This window comes from Clostridium sp. HCS.1 (assembly GCF_047900555.1).
GTDB lineage: Bacteria > Bacillota > Clostridia > Clostridiales > Clostridiaceae > Clostridium.
Genome location: NZ_CP170704.1, coordinates 1,082,323 through 1,100,818, shown reverse-complemented (window position 1 = coordinate 1,100,818; position 18,496 = coordinate 1,082,323). Strand labels below are relative to the sequence as shown.

Sequence of the window (18,496 nt, the reverse complement as noted above, 5' to 3'; positions counted from 1 at the left end):
ATAAATTACCTTACTAAGAGTTAAAATTAAGAATACAACAAAAAAACTTCGTCTCTAAGCCTTATAGAGACGAAGTAAACTCCGTGGTTCCACTCTAATTAGATTAAGCAATTAATCTCACTCTTAATACAAATTACATTTCATTATAACGGATGATACCGGATAGTCCTACTATTATTTCAAACTTCAACTCCAAAGGGCACTTCATATAAATTATAGGTAAAAAGTTCTCATCTATCTTTTCTCTCTGTAACCTTCCTTTATACTACTTTTCTTTTTCACAGTTTTTAATTCCGAGTAATTTACTAAGTTTTATATTTTATATTATATGACTAAAATTATAAATGTCAACAGTCACTATTTATCTTATTTTTTTCTTCCATATTGGATATAAAATTTCATCTATTATATCATGAGTATTTACTGCTCCAATTAACTTATTTTCCTCATCTATAACTGGTATTGTCAATAAATCATATTTTGCTATAAGTTCTATAGCTTCACTTATATCTACGTCATTTCTTATAACATCTATATCCTCTGTCATTATATCCTTAACTTTAACATCTGGTTTATTTAAAATTAAATCTGCTGGTGTAATAGATCCAATTACTACATCCTCTTCATCAGTTATATAAATTCTATAAAGTTCATCTTCTTCTAGTTCTTCCATTTCTCTTAATATATCTATTATTTCTCCAACAGTTATATCTAAATTAAATGAAATAAAGTCTGTACTCATTATACTTCCTACAGCTTCATCTTCATATTCTAATATTTCTTTAACTTCATCAGCATCTTCTTTTTCTAAATTCACAAGAATTTTTTCTCTTTCTTCATCGTCTAACTCATCTAATACGTCTGCAATTTCATCATTAGACATTATTTCTAAAAGTTCAGCTGCCTTAGTTTCACTTAATTCCTTTATTATACTTCCTTTATATTCTGGTTCTATTTCTTCCAATGTATCTGCTGCTAAGTCTTCATCTAAAGATTCAAATACTTGCTTTCTTGAACTTGCATCTAAGTTTTCTAGAATATCTGCTAAATCAGCTGGATGAAGTGTTGAAAGTTTCTTATACGGAACTGAAATTTGTAAATTATTATTTACCATTTCTAAAGACTCAACATCATCCCACATTAAAACTCTATCTTCATAATCTTTTCTTAAGATTTTATAGATAAAGCTTCCAAGCTTTGCACAATTTAGTCTTCTAAATCTTGCAAAAGGACCTGTTTCTACTGCAATAACTCTGTACTCACCTGCAATTTCAGCTATTCTTAAATCATCAACTCTTACTACTTGCTTTCCATTAATATCAACTATTTTTTTATCTAATAAGTTTTCAGATAATAAATAGGAATATGTTCTTGGTAGTATTTCCTTACTTCCTCTTGTAACTATTTTTATCCTATTACCCTCTTGTTGATAAAAGTTAATAGTTCTAAATTCATAATGAAAAGTAGATCCATCACGTTTAACTTTATAGCCAATTACTCTAGGATAGCCATCTTCAGTAGTTACATAAATATCCTTAAGTTCGCCAATACTTTCATCAAACTCATCATAAATCTTTTTTCCAAGAATATTTGTATATAAAAATACTGATAGCTTTTTCATATTCTTCATGTCTTTTCCTCCTCATTTTTTAGAGGAGACCTTTAAGAATGTTAATTTATAATGAAGCTTATCTCCTCTAAAAATCTAATATTCAGTTTTATTAAATTACTACTCTGAGGGACACCCTCCATTTAAATTCACTCCTTATTTAAACTTTATTTTTTAAAATTACTATACATTCTCTTCAATATTATATTATATTAAAATCAAGTAAAAAGGCAACTTATAAATGCAAAATAAATAAAAAAAAGCTACCTAAGTAGCTTTGAATTAAATTCATATATATTATCTTACTATTTTGCACCTAAGACTTTAAGTCCACCTTTTATACATTTTATGTTAAGAGGGAAATCTGGTCCCTTTTCACCATCTATGTCAGTTACTATATCCTCATGTGATTCAATATATATATTATTAGTTTTAAAATAAATAACATTATCAGAGTCTAAATGTTCGCCCTTTAACACCTTCACAAATAATGGTATAAGTTCAATAATAGGAATAGCCTTAAAAATAATAACATCTAATAATCCATCAGTAGCACTTGCTCTAGTTGCAAGTTTAAAATTTCCTGCCGTTTGTCCATTGAATACAAGCATAAAGTACATATTACCTTCATACTCCATTTCTTTGGATCTAATTTTTATTTCAAGCTTTCTAAAGTTAGGTAATTCCTCTAATCCCTTTAAATAATAAGCTAACTTTCCTATAGTATTTTTTAAATTAACATCTGTTTTTTGAGAAACATCAGTAAATAATCCAGTACTTGCTACATTAACGAAATACTTATCATTTATACTTCCTAAATCTACAGAAGTAACCTCTGAAGATAAAATTTGCCTGCAAGCTTTAGTTATATCTGATGGCATTCCTAAGAATTTTCCAAAATCATTAGCAGTACCAACTGGTAATATACCTATTGGAACAGATACCCCTGCCTTAGTCATAGCATTAACTACATTATCTATAGTTCCATCTCCACCAGCAATTAAAACATAATAATAATTTGTATCTCTAAAGTCACTAAAAGCATTAATTACATCCATTTCCTTGTCTATTCTGTAGGGGACAATAGTGTATCCTGCTTCTTGATGAATTTTTATTACACTATCTAGATGATCTAATATTACGTTTTCTCCAGAATATGGGTTATAGATAAATTTAACCTTTTTCACTTTACCCCTCCTTATTTTATAAAAGTAAATATCTTTCTAAAAACTTGTTTACAATATAATATATTACTATACTACTATATTTTTCATATAAATCAAATTATTTATTAATTGCAAATCTTAATTTTATATTAATAATTATTTAAATCTTTTATTAGCTTATCTTTTTGTAAAAATTATGATATAATATTGCATTGATAATAAGATTAAGGCAAAAATTTAAAGCGACCTTAAAATCAGGAGTGATTATATGAGAAAAAGTTGTATTCCTAATATTTTTACATTTATTAATTTATCATGCGGCATAATATCTATTTTATACACTTTCCAAGAAAATTATTTGTTTGCTAGCTTTTTTATATTAATAGCAGCCCTTGTAGATAGATATGATGGCCGAATAGCTAGATGGTTAAATGTTTCTAGTGAACTAGGTAAGGAATTAGATTCCCTTGCAGACCTTGTTTCCTTTGGTGTTGCACCATCTATATTAATGTTTTTAATGTATCAATTAAGAAATGTAGGTCCAGCAGGACTAATCGGTACAATAGTTTTATTAGCCTTCCCTATTTGTGGAGCTTACAGACTAGCTAGATATAATACTTCCACTTTTGATGGAGTATTTACTGGAGTACCTATAACTATTACTGGAAGCTTTATTGCTATATTTGCATTTTTTACAATTAACCGTGCAGTAAGCCCATTAATTCCAATAGGTTTATTAATATTAGGTTCTTATCTTATGGTGAGCACATTTAAATTAAAGAAAGTATAATATTTATTTTTATATAAAAATAGGAGCTGTTAAACAGCTCCTATTTCCCATTTTTAATTACAAGCATTTAATTGTAAATAATTAAAATTCATCATCCTCATCATCTTCCCTTGATGAAGAATTTTGAAATTCTATTTCATTATTAATTTCTGTTAATATATTATCCTTAATAGTTTTATCATCTATAAAGCTTTTCTTTATTTTACAATACTTAATATAGGATGTATTACATTCATCTAAAGTCTTTATTATTTCATCTATTATTTCTCCTAAGTTATCTGCTCTTTTAACTGCTTCTTTAACATCACTTTTTTTAGCTTCAGATATATTATTAAGTTCGTAGGCACCTCCTATTAATAACCTGTAGGAGTTTACTAACGTACCTAATAAGGTAGTAAGGTTACTTACATCAGTATATTGATTATCTATTAGCCCTCTATAAGACAATAAATTCACCTGCTTATTTACCTATTTTTTCATTTCCATAACAAACTCATTATCAAGTTTATCATAAGTTTTCTCTCCATTGTTAAATTTATTTTCTACTTCTTGTGGACTTTTACAAGTACTTGTTACATTTACTAATTCACAATTTATATTTCTTATTTCCTCTTTTATAATTTCCCTTGCATTATCAAATATTTCATTTAAGGTAGACTCTATATAATCATAATTTAAATTTGTGCAATTAAGTTCTTTTAAATTTCTATTATATATATCTTCAAGGCTACCTATATACTTATCTATAATTTGATTCTCATCAGAGGAAGAAATAGGCATTCTAACATTAGTTATTAACTTTTTATAATTATTATAAAGCTCTCTAAAACTTTTAGCATAATAATTAATTAATGTTCTAATGTTAACTCCATTTTTATCTAAGCAATTTGCCTTTTTAAGTTCTTCTATAAATTTCATAAAACTCTTTGAATAATTTAAAATTTGTTCTTCTATTTTTTTATCATTTATGTTAATTAAATCTTCCATATACTCTGCAGTAAATCCAGAATCTTCTCTTGTATCTCCTACAGAATCCAAATCCTGTAGCCTTCTCCTATTAATATTGTACTTTGAATTTCTTAAATCCGTATCATATTCCATAGAATCATTTTCACTGTTATACCTAAAATCATCACTAAAGACTACGGGAACAAAAAAATCCCTTGGTATTGAAATAAACATAAGCTACCTCCTTAAGCATTTGAAACTTTACAATAAGGTTTAAAATATGCTCTTGGATACTTACATAATGGACAAACTAATGGAGCTTCTTCTCCTTCATGGATATATCCACAATTCATACATACCCATAAAGAATTCTTTGGGCCCTTAAACATTGTTCCATCTTCAATCTTATCATAGAGTTCCTTAAATCTCTTTGAATGACCTTCTTCAACTTCTCTAAGTTCCTTATAGAAATCAGCTATTTCATTAAATCCTTCTGCTCTAGCTTCATCCTCGAACTTTTTATATATATTTTCTGTTTCATTAGTTTCACCTAAAACACTATCTAATAGGTTATTTTTGGTACATCCAATTAAATTTAAATATCTACCTAATACTTCTCTTGCATGAGCTAATTCATTATGTGCAGTTTCATCAAAAATTTCTGCCACCCATTGATATCCATCAACTCTAGCCTTTTCAGCATATAAATTATATTTAGTTCTAGCTCTAGATTCACCTGCAAAGGTTCTATAAAGATTTTGTTCAGTTTTACTTCCTTTAAGATCCATAATATTCTCCTGTAAATTTATATATATTTATAGATTATGCAGGGTTTATTTAATTGTGAAATAAAAGAACTCCTAATTAATATATATATTCCTATCTTCATTACAAACTATTTCTAAAGATTTATCATCTTTACTCTTAGTTAAGAATATAACCTTATGTCCCCATAAATCTTGTATATACTTTAAGGTTTCCTTAGCATAAGTTAATTCTAGTTCTCTTCCATCAAAATTATGCTCTAAAGTCAAACTTAAATCTCTTTTATTTAAATTAATAACTCTTATATATGGAATTGATGCAACACCACAAGTATCTGCTAAATAATTTCTAATTTTTCTCCAACCCTCTTCATCAGGTACTTCTTTTACCATGTAATCAAAACTCTTCTTAGCATATTGAAATAAATTAAGTTCCTGACAAAGCTCCTTTGTTAGATATCTTCTAATAAAGGAGCTATCTCTTTCATTTTTTCTGACCTCAAATAATTTTTCCCTGCCATATCTCTTTTCTATATCTTGAAAAATATTAAATCCTATATAATAAGGATTTAGTCCCCCTAAAATAGGTGCAACTACATCATTATGTCTTTTTAGAAATTCAAAATGAAGTCCATCATCTAAATCTAAGGATTTTAATATATTATAATGCCAAAAGCTTGCCCATCCTTCATTCATTATCTTAGTTTCAATTTGAGGTAAAAAATACTCTGTTTCTCTTTTTACTATTTTTAATATATTCTTTCCCCATTCCTCTAAGGAGCTATATTTTATAATAAAGCCTAATAAATCATCAGAAGGTTCTAATGGAATCTTAGATACATCTGGGAATGGTACTTCTTCATACACATCTAATATCCCTTTATTTTCTTTTTTAGAATTATAATCTGAAATAATACTATTCCTAAGCTCTTCTTCAGATAATTCCTTAATTCCAATTGTTCTAGGAATTTGATATCTTATTGCATGAGCTGCATCTAATACCTTTTCTACTCTTTCATATCCTATACTTGGATCATTAATATAGCCCCTTATTATTTCTGCATCTAGCTTAAACATCTCTATAACTGTTTTTGCTTTTGTCCCTTCTACAAAGAGTCTATTATTTGCAAAAAAGTCATTATGACCATATACATGTGCCATGGTTAATATCTGAAGTAATAATGTATTTTCCTTCATTAAATATCCAAGACAAGGGTCTGAGTTTATTACCATTTCATAGGGCAACCCTGTCATATTTAATGAATACAAAGTTTTATTTTTATCATAAGCCTTACCATAGCTCCAATGAGGGTATTTTGAAGGCATACCTAAATAGGCTTCATATCCTAACATTTCATTAAAACCTATTATTTCAAATTCTTGAGGATAAAAATCAAGTCCAAACTCCCTTGCTTTATCTTCAATTATTTCATTCCATTCTTCTAAAGTTCTAATAGTGTATTCCATCTTTACTCCTCCTTTAGCTCCTTAGATAACATTATCTTTAAAGCTATCCATAAATCCTTTTTCTCTTTAACTATTACAGATACAAAGTTTTTACAGGTTATTTCCTTATTAAATCTATAATACATAGTTGTTGAATAAGTAGAAGGTAGTAATTCAGCATATCCAAACATATTACTTAAATCACATAATTCTCTTACAGATTTCATAGCTCTTTCATTATCTTCGCTCCAGTTATCCCCATCACTAGCATAGACAGGATAAATATTCCACATTTCTGGTGGATATTTTTCTCTAATTAACTTTAGAGCTTCATTAATTCCACTAGAAATATAGGTTCCCCCTGACTCCGCCTTATGAAAAAATTCAAATTCATTTACTACTTTTGCTACAGTTGTATGAGATATAAATTCAAAAGAAATATTAGTATATTTTCTTTTTATAAACCTTGATAAAACAAAAAATAATGATCTTGCCATGTATTTTTTACTACTATCCATAGATCCTGAAACATCCATAATAAAAATCATTACTGCATTACTTTCCTTCTTAGGTTTCTTTTTTATCTTATGATATCTAAGATCTTCATCCTTAAAAGGAAATCTTGTTATTTTACTATCCATGCCCGCTTCAATTAATGCTCTTTTTTTGCCTTGCTTTCTTGATATCTTTGAAATAACAGTTTTTTTCTTTGCAAGCCTTGGATTTATTCCATATCTTTGATACCCACGCTTTCGCCCTGAACTTTCTGTTATTATTTCTGAATATTTCTTTCTATCTAAATTAGGTAATTCTAAATCTTCTACTATATAATCCATAAGCTCTTCTAAGGTTATTTCAGTCTCATATACATCTTCCCCTGGGGAATTACCTGCCCCTTTATTTCCTGTATTTCCAGAATTTTTACCACCGTCTCCAAGTTTATCTCCACGCTTTTCTTGTCCAGTTCCAGTAGCAACCCCTTTATTATTTTTACCAAAGACAAATTGGTATTCCTTTATTCCCCTAATAGGAATCTTAAACTTCTTATTTTTACTTTCCCCTATTATGCTTTCTTCTGAAAGTATATCTCCTAAGTTTTCTTTTATAGACTTTTCTACTAGTTGCCTATGTCTTCTCCTATCTTCTATAGATCTATCATGCTCCAATGGATTATCTGTATTGTCTCTAAAGATTGCCATTATATCAATCCTTCCATAAGTTGTTTGCTGCGTATTTAAGTATTACATCACAACAATGTAGACAATATCCATTATTTTGCATTTCCTCAACCATAGAATTATACTTTTCTGCTTGTTCTGAATCTCTAACTCTAGACTTTGTTATTATTCTAGATAAGTCCTTGACTGATGCCATAAGCTTCTTTTCTATTGCTTCCTTTAAAGGTTCGTAAGAAGAGTAATCTATTTTGCTACCATTTCTAACTAAATAGAACATATATGAAGTTACATCTGCTCTAAAGCCCTTGGAGGAATTTTCTGAAACTCCAATTTGCTCTTCTATACTTCTCATAAATTCTTCATCTGGATTTAATTCTTCTCCAGTAGAGGTATCCTTTATTTTACTCTTATTAACAAAAGCTTCTGCATTATCTATATAATTATCAAAAAGGCTTTCTGCTTGTTCCCTAAAGGAATGAATAAATGCCTTAGTAATTTCCTTTTCTAATATCTTGTTATATTCTTTTCTTATAGTATCTTGAATAAAGCCTAAATACTTTTTCTTATCTTCTATAGCAATATCTAACTCTTTAACAGATTTAATTATGCTTTCCATTATACTTAGTGGATTAATACAGTTATGCTCTGAACTAGATAAGGCATTATCTATTGCTTTTATAATAAATCTTGTACTAATTCCCTTCATGCCTTCATAAGAGCCTGCTTCTTCTCTAAGCTCACTTATATCTATTCTCTTAGTTCCACCCTTTTCTACTATTTCTTCTCCATTATATATCTTAAGCTTAGTTATAGGATCTACCTTAGATGAAGGTGATAATCTTGAGAGAATGGCAAACATAGCTGCAATTTCAATAGTATGTGGAGCTATATGAGCATTAAAATTACTTTTCTTTAATATCTTTTTATAAATCTTCACTTCTTCATCAAGCTCTAAGCAGTATGGAACTTCAATTTTTACAATTCTATCTAATATAGCTTCGTTAGTGTGATCTGACTTAAACTTATTCCATTCTGCCTCATTAGAGTGTGCAATTATAACTCCATCAAAATAAATCATAGAACCCTTTCCAGGTGATGGAATAGACTTTTCTTGAGTGGCTGTTATAATAGTATGAAGATATTCAACATCATTTTTAAATACTTCTATAAATTCAACTAAACCTCTATTTCCAACATTAAAGGCACCATTTAATGAAAAAATTCTTGGGTCATCTTCTGGATATATATCCATTTTAGAAATATCTATTGCCCCTGTTAAAATAGAAGTATCTTGATTATTTGGGTCTACTGGTGGCACTACACCAATTCCCTTTCTTGATCTAATGGAAAATTCTTTTTTCTCTACTGGGAAATTTTCATATTCTCCATTATAATCATTTAATAATTTATATCTACATACTGGACATAAATCTCCTTCTATTTTAGTTCCTAATAATTTTTCAAATTCTGGTCTTAAATGACTTGGTATTAAATGTAGAGGCTCTTCATGCATAGGGCATCCCTTTAAGGAATAAATTGGCTCACATTCTACTAAAGCTCTCTTTAAAGCTTCAACTAAAGATGACTTTCCTGCACCAACTGGTCCAACTAAATATAATACTTGTCTAGCTTCTTCACCATTCATAGAAGCTGAATGAAAGTAGTTTACAAGCTTCATAATTATCTTATCAATACCAAAGAAATCATCCTTAAAGAATCCATATTTTCTTATAGAATCATTGCCATATATTTTTTTAACCTTAGGATTTTCTTCACCTTTTAGTACTTCTACTCCCTTACTAACTATCATGTCATAGATTCGTCCGTGTGAAAGCTTTGCTATATCTGGGTTAGCCTTAACTATCTCTAAATAATCCAGAAATATTCCTTCAAATTTTTCTCTGTTTCTGCTTTCTCTATCACTTTTTATAAATTCCTTGAAATCCAAAATGACTCCCTCCTTTTTATAAAATATATTCATTCTGCATGTTTATATATGACAAATATTTAGGGTATAAATATTTCCTTTAATTTTCTATAAGTATGCAATCCCACCTAAAAAAGTGAATGCAAATGAGATAAATATTATATTCCTTGCGACCTCGCAAGCTCCAAGTCGCCAGAACATAATATTTATCTCATTTTATAAAAACTGAAGGAAATAATTCCTCGTACCTCGGAATTATGAAAAAGCTCTTCTATAATTTAACTTCTATTCTTATTTTTTTATTTATTTTCTCCAATTTGATGGAGCATAATATATCTTATATCTATTCTTTTATACTAACTTTTATATTTTATTTGCTTTTAGGCATTATAATTTATATTAATCTAATTTTTAAGAAAATTTATTAGTTTAATAATTAACAGCATTGTTAAATTAATAATTATTACTATTTGATAACAATTATTGATTTGTTGATTATAATATAGTATAATAAGTTTAAATAAAAAAACATATAAAGGGGTGTTAAATATGGACGGAATTGCATGTGCATTAAGCAAAAAATGTAGAAGAGAAAAATCAGAGGAAATCGTTAAGAAGATGAATCAAGAACAAGAAGCTTACGAAAATATTTATGAAAACGAAAACAAGAAGAATAATAAATAATATAGATTAATGTGTTAACATTAAATAATCCGTAAAAATAGCTGCCATATAGACAGCTATTTTTACGGATTATTTAATTTCATAGGGCTCTATTGAATTATCTATAAATTTTACGGAACCTTCCATATTAATATTAACAGATACCGCATTTTCTTTAGGTCTATACTTAAAATACTCAATACTATAATATATTCCCATTCTATTTGTATCAAAAACATTTTCATCAAAACTTAAGCCTTTAGGAATTTCGAAAACATACAGTTTTTCTTCACTTGGATTAAAAAAAGGACTACTATATTCTTTTCTCTCTTCTTCATAATTCTCAAAAGACTCTCTTTCTACTAATTTATAGCCTCCAAATGTAGGTCCTGAATTAGTAGAAGTAACATTCCAACTATAATTTTGAAACTTAAGTTTAATATCTCTTAAACTACCATAATATTTGCTATTATTTTTTATACTTACTTTAATTTTATAATTATTTTCATCTTCTTCAAATCCTGAATATTTTATACTAGCTTCTGGAACCTTAATTGATCCATCAGAGTATAATTTTCTATCACCATATAGAAATTTAAATCCTAAGAGAGAGATAAACAAAAACATAAAAATTCCTAAACTTACTTTAAAAAACTTTTTATCCATTGCATTTCCCCCTAAGTTATATCCTTATTTTTATAAGTTTTCAAAGAAATAAACATTGATAATAAAAATATAAAAACTATTATTAAAAATAATAATACATTATATATACTTATTGCCCTACTTCCATAATCATGAGTAACTAAATTAAAGTATTTTGCAAAAAGAACACCTATTTTATAAGATATATCCATTAAGAAACCACTTTTCATATTATAACCTGGAATTAGATAATCATATTTAAATGTAAAATTATAAGATATCACAATAGCTATAATTGGCCCAATAACTCTCACAACCTTATACCCCCACTTAAAAGCTAAAGGTATAATTATAATAAAACTAATTATAATACTATAGAAGCTCGCAATAGTATCCTGTAATACCATTAGCCTAGAAGTAATTAAAATATTAATTCCAAAGAACAAATAAGCTAAAACATTTGATAAAACCAATATCAATGTTACTAGAATATACTTTGAATAAACTACATCTTCTCTTTTATTTGGCATACTTAATATATAGCTTTCACTATTGTTTAGGCTATCATAATAAAAACTATTCATAACTACTATATAAGTAATTATTATAGGTAATATAGCTGGGTACACAGATGAAAATTCTGGTAGTAAAACCAGTACAATAATAAAGGTAAATATAGCAGTCTTTATGGATTTTATCTTAAGTCCCACTAATAAATCTTTTTTTATTAATTGAAGCATTATCTTTCTCCTCATAATCTCATTTTATCGTATTATATCTATATCAGCTTCTATTCGTCTTGACCCGCCTCCACTTTGCCCCCTGCCAATTACAGTATTGCTATTAATTCTATACTTATATAATTGATAACTATATCCTATATCTATATTTTTAGAATTAAACACATCTTTATCAAAGCTTATCCCTTTAGATACTTCAAATACATATTCTCTTTCTTCATTAGGGCCAAAGTAAAAACTATAATTATATTTATCTCCGGGTTTATAATTTATTAATGCTTTTCTTTCATCATTGTCATATCCATTAAATGTAGGAGCTCCTTGAGAGGTTCCAGTAAACTGCAAACTTATATTATTAAAACTAGCATAATAATCGCTATTGTTCTTTATACTTACTTTTACCTTATAGAGATTTTCATCCTCTTCTAATCCAATGTAATTTATCTCTGGAATCCCATCATTAAAATTAAAAGAATCACTATACAAAATTTTATCTCCTAAAATAAAGTTAAATCCTAATATAAAAAGTAGACTAACAATAAAAATACTTAAACTTATAATTATATATTTTCTATTCATTTAATATCCACCTACCTTATATCTCTTTTTATATATATTTTTAAAGCTATGTTCATTGAAAGTAAAAATAAAACTACAGCTATTGTGAATAAAAGAATAATATATATATTGACTGATACCAATTTATAATCATAATTATTAAACTTAAATATTTTATAAAGAAAAATTCCTATTTTTCTAGATACACCTATTAATACGCTCTCTTTTCCATTATTAATAAAATTATTAATGATATTATTTGTATAAGTTAAATATACAGTAAGAATAGTAATTAAAGGAGCCACTATTCTACCTACTCTATATCTATACCTAAAAACAACAGGGATAATAATTGAAAAGCTAAATAATATAGTTACGCTGCTTACAACTACATCTTGTAAAACCATCATCCTTGTTGAATTAAATATATTTAACCCAAATAATATAAACATTAAAACATTTGATAGGACCAATACTAAAAGTACTAATATATACCTTGAATAAACTACATCTTCTCTTTTATTTGGCATACTTAATATATAGCTTTCACTATTATTTAAGCTATCATAATAAAAACTATTCATAACTATCATATAAGTAATAACTATTGGTAAAACAGTTGGAAATATAAAAGAAAATCCATTTAAAAGGAATAATCCAACTATAAAGGTTAATACTACTGGCTTTATTGATTTTACTTTAAGTGAAACTAAAAGATCCTTCTTAATTAATTGAAGCATTACTTTTCCCCCTTTATATAGTGATACATAATATCTTCTAAGGTTGGAGTACTTACATTTTCTGAAACTAACTCTTTGTTATTAATAAATAATCCCTCTTCATAATACTTATTTTTCTTTACAGATATAAAGTTTAACTTACTATTTTTTAGCTCCTCACTAGAACCTCTAAATAACCTAAATCTCTCTTTTATCCATTCCATATTTCTTGTAAAAACTTCTTTACCTTTATTTATAAATGTTATATAATCTGCAATTCCATCTAAATCTGAAGTTATATGAGTTGAAATAATAACACTTTTACTTCCATCTTCAATTACTTCCTGTAGTAACTTTAATATGTCCTTTCTAACTAATGGATCTAAGCCTGCTGTTGGCTCGTCTAAAACTATAAGCCTTGCATCATGGGATAAGGCTCCAGCTAACATTACCTTTATAGCCTCCCCCTTAGACAAATTACCTATATAGCTTTTATTTTTTATTTCAAAACTTTCTATATAAGAATTAAATAATTTCTCATCAAATTTTGAATAAGAACTTCTTAATATTCTTTTATAATCTTTAATGCTTAAATGCTGATAAAAATTAAAATTATCAAATACAAATCCTATATTATCTTTTACATAAATTTCATCTTCAAAAATATCCTTATCAAATATTTTAATTTCTCCTTCGTCAGCCTTTAATAACCCAAGAATAAGTTTAATTAATGTAGTTTTTCCTGAACCATTTGGTCCAATTAGTCCCATAATATATCCTTCTTTTAACTCAAAAGATATATTTTCAAGTTTAAATTCTCCTCTTCTTTTACATAAATTCTCTACCTTAACCATATTAATCTCCTTCATAAAGTAAATCTATTATACTTTTAATATCACTTTTATCTAATTTTATAGATCTAGCTATACTTAAAGCATCCTGAAGTTTTTCTTCTACCTCTTTTAGCTTTTCTTCATAAACTAACTCCTTATTAAAAAAAGAAACATAACACCCCTTACCTCCTACTGTTTCTATAAACCCTTGATTTTCTAATTCCTCATAAGCTCTTTTAGTTGTTATTACACTTATATTTAAATCCTTAGCTAAGGATCTTATAGAAGGCAATTTTTCATTTGGCGATAGCTCGCCAACTACAATAGCTTCCTTAATAGAATTAACTATCTGTTCATAAATAGGAAGCTTTGAAGAATTACTAATTAATATCTTCACTTTCTCACCTCACAGAACTGTATTTTCCGTAAATACTGTATATGTATACTATATACACATTTAAATTAAATGTAAACATATTCCAAAACAAATTTTTCGACAAAATAATATGGAGATAAATATTATATTCCTGTGACCTGGCAATCTCAAAGTCATCCTCATATAATATTTATCTCCTTCTATACTAAAAGTAATAATTCGTCACTTTATTTGGAACTATGAAAGTTATTCACAAATTAAACTTTATAATTATCCCTTACCTCCAAATTTCGATCTTACTTTTTCACTATTCCTTTTTACTTATTCTAATCTCTAATGTTTATTTTTCATTCTTTCATTCTTTCATTTTTTAATTTACTATTCATTTCTTCTCCATTCTTATGTTCTTCTCTACCATTCCCATTGCTTTATAAAATTCCAATGCTACTTTATTAAAGCTCCACACCCCAAGTTCTAATGATTCTGCCCCTTTATTTTTTACTAAATTATAAATATATTCAAATAAAATTTTTCCTAAGCCCTGTCTTCTAAAAGTTTCTTTAATACATATTTCATCTATATATGCATAATATCTATCCTTTAACAAATCTATATTCTTTAAATCCACATATCTAATAATGGTATACCCAACAACTTTTTCATCTACTGTGATGACTATTAATTCTATATCATTATCCTTTAAAATTTCATTAAAATAGCATTTACAAATTGGCTTTCGTTCCTCTTTATATATATCAGGCCTATTTTTTACATGCCATAAATGTAATTCTTTAGAAATATTACATATACTTTTGTAATCCCTTAATTTAGCTGCTCTAATATCTATCCCAAAAAATCACCCCATAACTTTAAAATACAAACGCTTTAATTAACAACTAATATATGTAACATTCTTTATTTTTTCTCCTATAATAAATTATAAAATACTATACTAGGAGTTATGTATGAATTTTAACGATGACGATTTAATTCTTTATCCAGATGATTCTAGCTTAAGACCTCCTCCATTTTCAAATTTTCAACCAATGAACCCTAATCCAATTTCTGGCTTCCCAGGTGGTCCAAATCAAATTCCAGGCTTCCCAGGTGGTCCAAATCAAGGTAGTAACTTAAATGTTGGTCCACCACCTAATTTCGTTCCATCAAAGAATACTCCAGGTGTTAAAAGTTTAAGTGGTGAAGGTACTGGCCCTCAAGCTAAAGCTGTAAGTCCTGGCTCTATTAGTTTTTGCTTATTCAAATTTACTTATATTTGGGAAAGAGGCAAAAGGGAGTACTGGGCTTTCTTGTTAAATGTCGACAGGAGAAGTGTGTCTGGATTACGCTGGCATAGGGGAACTTGGGTTTTCTTTGGATTAGACTTAAGAAGAATAGATTCATTTATATGCTATAGAAGTGATCCTAACGAAATTCAAAGTACAAGAAAAGAATCATTAACTCAAACTAAGAAAGAATTTAAACTTGATGAAATTAAGCATACTTACACAAGAGTATTATCTTCAGTGGAAATTCCTGAAGAAAGAGATGATTTTTTGGTAAGTTACTTAGGTGAATTCGAAGGAAATGATTTAACTATAAAAGTTCCATGCAAACAAAGAAGAACTATAAGCTATAGAATAATTTTAGAAGTTAAATATCCTGAAAACTTTAATAAAAACTCAATAGAAGAAATTAATGAATTAGCACTTGAAGCATCAAATGAAGCCCTTAAATATTTAGATGATTTTAGAGATAGTAAGAAATTCTTAACGCCTTTAGAAGTCTTTACTAATTCCACTAAAAATATGGGTAAAGCTGTAAAGGTATTTTCTGAAGAATTTACAGCTAAAATCAAAAAATTAAAACTTCCTAGAGATATTTCAAAGGAAATAGACTACTCATTAACAGAAGAAAAAATAGAAGAACCATGGAGAATAGTTTAGGGAATGTAGAATTAAGAATGAAAAATGTAGAATTAAGGAATAAATTCCTCCAAAGTCGGAATTTAGAAATGAAAGAATGAAGAGCTTCTTTGCTGAAGCAAAGTCAGCATGAAAGAATGAAAAAATTAATGATTAAATCCCTCAGGAATTTATAACTTTTAATAACTCAGCTTGTCTGAGTTATTTCCTTAATTATGCATTATCAATTACGCATTATGCATTATTTTAAGTGCATTATCAATTATGCATTATGCATTATTTTAATTGGTAAAGTGAACAATGCATAATTAGGTATTAAATTCCTTGGAATTTATAATTTTCATAACTCAGCTTGCCTGAGTTATTTCCCTAATTATGCATTATGCATTATGCATTTATTTAAATTATGAATATATTATTTATTTTGAATATACATTTTATATTCAAAAGGTAAAACCTTAATATTTTTATTTAGGATAATGTTTTTTTCTTCTATGCAATCTATGCAGGTTGTGTCTTTTAATTCTTCAGGTAGTGGTATTTCTACATCTATGTCATCGTTATTTAAAATTACATATAAGATTTCTTCTTCTGATTCTTTTTTGTACATTAGGGTATTAGTGTTTGTATCTATATTTACCCATTGAAAATTTTCTATTTTAAAGCTTTCATGATTTTTTCTTAAATCTACTAGTTTTTTTATAAATAAATATAAATCTTGATTTTGTTTTTCTTTTTCCCATATCATAGGTTGTCTATTGCTATGTTCTCCGCCTGTCATCCCAATTTCACTTCCATAATAAATACAAGGTGAGCCTGGGAAGGTAAATAATAATATATATGCAAGTTTTGCTACGTCTATTTTCCCATCTACTACATTTAACAAACGCTCAGTATCATGGCTATCTAAAAGGTTAAATAGATTTTTAGTTAAATGCTTTGGATATCCTACTAGCAATTTACTAATTTCAAATTTAAATTCTTCTACATTATATTTAACTTTTGAAGAGTTATTAAGTCTAAAGAAAGACCACATAGGTATTAAGAATTCATAATTCATAACTGAATCAAATTGATCTCCTTGAAGCCATGGATATGAATTATCCCAATTTTCTCCTAGTAAAAATATATCTGGCTTTATAGCCTTTACTCCTTTTCTAAGCTCTCTCCAGAAATCGTGAGAAACCTCATTTGAAACATCAAGCCTCCAACCATCAATATTGTATTTTTCTATCCAATAACAGGCTACATTTAGTAGATATTCTCTTGCAATAGGATTACTTGTATTCCATTTTGGCATTGATTGTGTATATGCAAAGGTATAATAATTTAGTTCTTCCCTTGGTGCTTCTTGTGGAACACCATTTTTTACTTCTCCATATACTAAAGGCTTATTTTCATCTAATACATAGAAGCAATCAAAATATTTAGATTTAGAGCCCTTTTCTATAACATCTTGCCAAAAGGGATGGAAGAAACCACAGTGATTAAATACAGCATCTAGCATAACCTTAATTCCACGGTTATGTGCCTCTTTAACTAACTCTCCTAGGATTTCATTATTACCAAATTCTTTATCTACCTTAAAATAATCTGTAGTATCATACTTATGATCGCTAGGTGATTCAAAGATTGGAGTTAAATATAATCCATTAAACCCCATGTCTTTAATATAATCAAGCTTTTCTATAATACCAGCTAAATCTCCATTATTTTTCCCCTTTGAGCCATAAAAGCTCTTAGGAAATATTTCATACCAAATAGTATCAGATACCCATTTTGGTGCTTTATAAATATCCTCTTCATTTATATAAGGATAATTAAAATAATTAAACAAGTCATATAGTTTACTTTCATCCTTTGTATAAGGAAGCCTGTGATGGCTTCCTAAAATATACTTTTCATTATTATTTTCAAGTATAAAGCAATATTTAATTCTCTTCCAATTAATATCATTAATTTCTGCAAACCAAACATCATGGTCCCTAGTAATCTGTTCTTTTATCATTTTAATCCTATATACTGATTCTTTATCAAAATCATATATTCCTGTTCCATCATTCCTAGGTATCCAATTGAATGGATCTACAGCTAAAAGTTCAATAGCCTCCACATCATTTTTAGATGTTTTTATCCTTATATGCAGCTTGTCTTTACTATATGCATATGAATAAGAACTTTTAGGCTCATGTATAACAGCTGCAAAATTCAT

19 protein-coding genes and 1 other annotated feature are annotated in these 18,496 nt (G+C 27.7%); of the genes, 3 read left to right on the top strand and 16 right to left on the bottom strand.

Translation table 11 applies throughout. The features are described 5' to 3' along the window. Positions 1–62 precede the first annotated feature (62 nt). Positions 63–291, bottom strand: a binding site (T-box leader). Positions 292–361: 70 nt separating this feature from the next. Next, positions 362–1,621 (bottom strand): magnesium transporter MgtE N-terminal domain-containing protein, encoded by a 1,260-nt coding sequence (locus ACFYH6_RS05225; protein WP_416179031.1) that lies wholly within the window; start codon positions 1,619–1,621, stop codon positions 362–364. Between the two features lie 293 nt (positions 1,622–1,914). After that, positions 1,915–2,796, bottom strand: coding sequence for a YegS/Rv2252/BmrU family lipid kinase (locus ACFYH6_RS05220; RefSeq protein ID WP_316343578.1), 882 nt, complete (start codon positions 2,794–2,796; stop codon positions 1,915–1,917). Positions 2,797–3,043: 247 nt separating this feature from the next. Here ACFYH6_RS05220 and pssA point away from each other — a divergent pair, with 247 nt between their 5' ends. Next, the gene (pssA, locus tag ACFYH6_RS05215) at positions 3,044–3,565 is read left to right on the top strand and encodes a CDP-diacylglycerol--serine O-phosphatidyltransferase (protein ID WP_316343579.1); all 522 of its coding nucleotides are present in this window, start codon (positions 3,044–3,046) and stop codon (positions 3,563–3,565) included. An 81-nt stretch (positions 3,566–3,646) separates the two neighbouring features. On the opposite strand, the gene ACFYH6_RS05210 is transcribed toward pssA, so the two are convergent. From ACFYH6_RS05210 to ACFYH6_RS05185, 6 genes are all read right to left on the bottom strand, one after another. Beyond that, positions 3,647–4,012, bottom strand: a complete 366-nt coding sequence (locus tag ACFYH6_RS05210; protein ID WP_316343580.1) for a hypothetical protein — start codon at positions 4,010–4,012, stop codon at positions 3,647–3,649. Between the two features lie 21 nt (positions 4,013–4,033). Continuing rightward, positions 4,034–4,747: a hypothetical protein gene (locus tag ACFYH6_RS05205; protein ID WP_416178990.1), complete on the bottom strand. Its 714-nt coding sequence runs from the start codon at positions 4,745–4,747 to the stop codon at positions 4,034–4,036. Positions 4,748–4,758: 11 nt separating this feature from the next. Further along, on the bottom strand, positions 4,759–5,301 hold the full coding sequence (locus ACFYH6_RS05200; RefSeq protein ID WP_316343582.1) for a rubrerythrin family protein: 543 nt from the start codon (positions 5,299–5,301) through the stop codon (positions 4,759–4,761). Positions 5,302–5,373: 72 nt separating this feature from the next. Next, complete coding sequence (locus ACFYH6_RS05195; RefSeq protein ID WP_316343583.1) at positions 5,374–6,744, bottom strand: SpoVR family protein; 1,371 nt, start codon at positions 6,742–6,744, stop codon at positions 5,374–5,376. A gap of 2 nt (positions 6,745–6,746) precedes the next feature. Continuing rightward, positions 6,747–7,922 (bottom strand): sporulation protein YhbH, encoded by a 1,176-nt coding sequence (gene yhbH / locus ACFYH6_RS05190; RefSeq protein ID WP_416178991.1) that lies wholly within the window; start codon positions 7,920–7,922, stop codon positions 6,747–6,749. Positions 7,923–7,926: 4 nt separating this feature from the next. After that, a complete protein-coding gene (locus ACFYH6_RS05185; RefSeq protein WP_316343585.1) occupies positions 7,927–9,849 on the bottom strand; it encodes a PrkA family serine protein kinase in 1,923 nt (640 codons plus the stop codon). Between the two features lie 528 nt (positions 9,850–10,377). Here ACFYH6_RS05185 and ACFYH6_RS05180 point away from each other — a divergent pair. Further along, positions 10,378–10,512, top strand: a complete 135-nt coding sequence (locus ACFYH6_RS05180; RefSeq protein ID WP_316343586.1) for a hypothetical protein — start codon at positions 10,378–10,380, stop codon at positions 10,510–10,512. Between the two features lie 69 nt (positions 10,513–10,581). Here ACFYH6_RS05180 and ACFYH6_RS05175 read toward each other — a convergent pair whose 3' ends face one another. From ACFYH6_RS05175 to ACFYH6_RS05145, 7 genes are all read right to left on the bottom strand, one after another. Then, positions 10,582–11,157 carry a hypothetical protein gene (locus tag ACFYH6_RS05175; protein WP_416178992.1) on the bottom strand — a complete coding sequence of 192 codons (576 nt, stop codon included), beginning with the start codon at positions 11,155–11,157 and terminating at the stop codon, positions 10,582–10,584. A gap of 11 nt (positions 11,158–11,168) precedes the next feature. Beyond that, the gene (locus ACFYH6_RS05170; RefSeq protein WP_416178993.1) at positions 11,169–11,876 is read right to left on the bottom strand and encodes an ABC-2 transporter permease; all 708 of its coding nucleotides are present in this window, start codon (positions 11,874–11,876) and stop codon (positions 11,169–11,171) included. A gap of 24 nt (positions 11,877–11,900) precedes the next feature. Beyond that, the gene (locus ACFYH6_RS05165; protein ID WP_416178994.1) at positions 11,901–12,455 is read right to left on the bottom strand and encodes a hypothetical protein; all 555 of its coding nucleotides are present in this window, start codon (positions 12,453–12,455) and stop codon (positions 11,901–11,903) included. 11 nt (positions 12,456–12,466) lie between these two features. Continuing rightward, positions 12,467–13,174, bottom strand: coding sequence for an ABC-2 transporter permease (locus ACFYH6_RS05160; RefSeq protein WP_416178995.1), 708 nt, complete (start codon positions 13,172–13,174; stop codon positions 12,467–12,469). Then, positions 13,174–14,007 (bottom strand): ABC transporter ATP-binding protein, encoded by an 834-nt coding sequence (locus ACFYH6_RS05155; protein WP_416178996.1) that lies wholly within the window; start codon positions 14,005–14,007, stop codon positions 13,174–13,176. Before ACFYH6_RS05155 ends, ACFYH6_RS05160 begins: the two co-directional genes overlap by 1 nt. A gap of 1 nt (position 14,008) precedes the next feature. After that, positions 14,009–14,383, bottom strand: a complete 375-nt coding sequence (locus ACFYH6_RS05150; protein WP_316343879.1) for a GntR family transcriptional regulator — start codon at positions 14,381–14,383, stop codon at positions 14,009–14,011. 361 nt (positions 14,384–14,744) lie between these two features. After that, the gene (locus ACFYH6_RS05145) at positions 14,745–15,161 is read right to left on the bottom strand and encodes a GNAT family N-acetyltransferase (RefSeq protein WP_316343884.1); all 417 of its coding nucleotides are present in this window, start codon (positions 15,159–15,161) and stop codon (positions 14,745–14,747) included. Positions 15,162–15,327: 166 nt separating this feature from the next. On the opposite strand from ACFYH6_RS05145, the gene ACFYH6_RS05140 reads away from it, so the two are divergent. Then, on the top strand, positions 15,328–16,305 hold the full coding sequence (locus ACFYH6_RS05140) for a hypothetical protein (RefSeq protein WP_416178997.1): 978 nt from the start codon (positions 15,328–15,330) through the stop codon (positions 16,303–16,305). Between the two features lie 394 nt (positions 16,306–16,699). Here ACFYH6_RS05140 and ACFYH6_RS05135 read toward each other — a convergent pair whose 3' ends face one another. Further along, positions 16,700–18,496, bottom strand: a complete 1,797-nt coding sequence (locus ACFYH6_RS05135; RefSeq protein ID WP_416178998.1) for a glycoside hydrolase family 13 protein — start codon at positions 18,494–18,496, stop codon at positions 16,700–16,702.

Excerpts from the sequence above, each read along its gene's own strand:
- ACFYH6_RS05225 (WP_416179031.1), bottom strand. The coding sequence starts at position 1,621 with ATGAAAAAGCTATCAGTATTTTTATATACAAATATTCTTGGAAAAAAG.
- pssA (WP_316343579.1), top strand. The coding sequence starts at position 3,044 with ATGAGAAAAAGTTGTATTCCTAATATTTTTACATTTATTAATTTATCA.
- ACFYH6_RS05205 (WP_416178990.1), bottom strand. The coding sequence starts at position 4,747 with ATGTTTATTTCAATACCAAGGGATTTTTTTGTTCCCGTAGTCTTTAGT.
- ACFYH6_RS05200 (WP_316343582.1), bottom strand. The coding sequence starts at position 5,301 with ATGGATCTTAAAGGAAGTAAAACTGAACAAAATCTTTATAGAACCTTT.
- ACFYH6_RS05195 (WP_316343583.1), bottom strand. The coding sequence starts at position 6,744 with ATGGAATACACTATTAGAACTTTAGAAGAATGGAATGAAATAATTGAA.
- yhbH (WP_416178991.1), bottom strand. The coding sequence starts at position 7,922 with ATGGCAATCTTTAGAGACAATACAGATAATCCATTGGAGCATGATAGA.
- ACFYH6_RS05180 (WP_316343586.1), top strand. The coding sequence starts at position 10,378 with ATGGACGGAATTGCATGTGCATTAAGCAAAAAATGTAGAAGAGAAAAA.
- ACFYH6_RS05175 (WP_416178992.1), bottom strand. The coding sequence starts at position 11,157 with ATGGATAAAAAGTTTTTTAAAGTAAGTTTAGGAATTTTTATGTTTTTG.
- ACFYH6_RS05170 (WP_416178993.1), bottom strand. The coding sequence starts at position 11,876 with ATGCTTCAATTAATAAAAAAAGATTTATTAGTGGGACTTAAGATAAAA.
- ACFYH6_RS05165 (WP_416178994.1), bottom strand. The coding sequence starts at position 12,455 with ATGAATAGAAAATATATAATTATAAGTTTAAGTATTTTTATTGTTAGT.
- ACFYH6_RS05160 (WP_416178995.1), bottom strand. The coding sequence starts at position 13,174 with ATGCTTCAATTAATTAAGAAGGATCTTTTAGTTTCACTTAAAGTAAAA.
- ACFYH6_RS05155 (WP_416178996.1), bottom strand. The coding sequence starts at position 14,007 with ATGGTTAAGGTAGAGAATTTATGTAAAAGAAGAGGAGAATTTAAACTT.
- ACFYH6_RS05140 (WP_416178997.1), top strand. The coding sequence starts at position 15,328 with ATGAATTTTAACGATGACGATTTAATTCTTTATCCAGATGATTCTAGC.
- ACFYH6_RS05135 (WP_416178998.1), bottom strand. The coding sequence starts at position 18,496 with ATGAATTTTGCAGCTGTTATACATGAGCCTAAAAGTTCTTATTCATAT.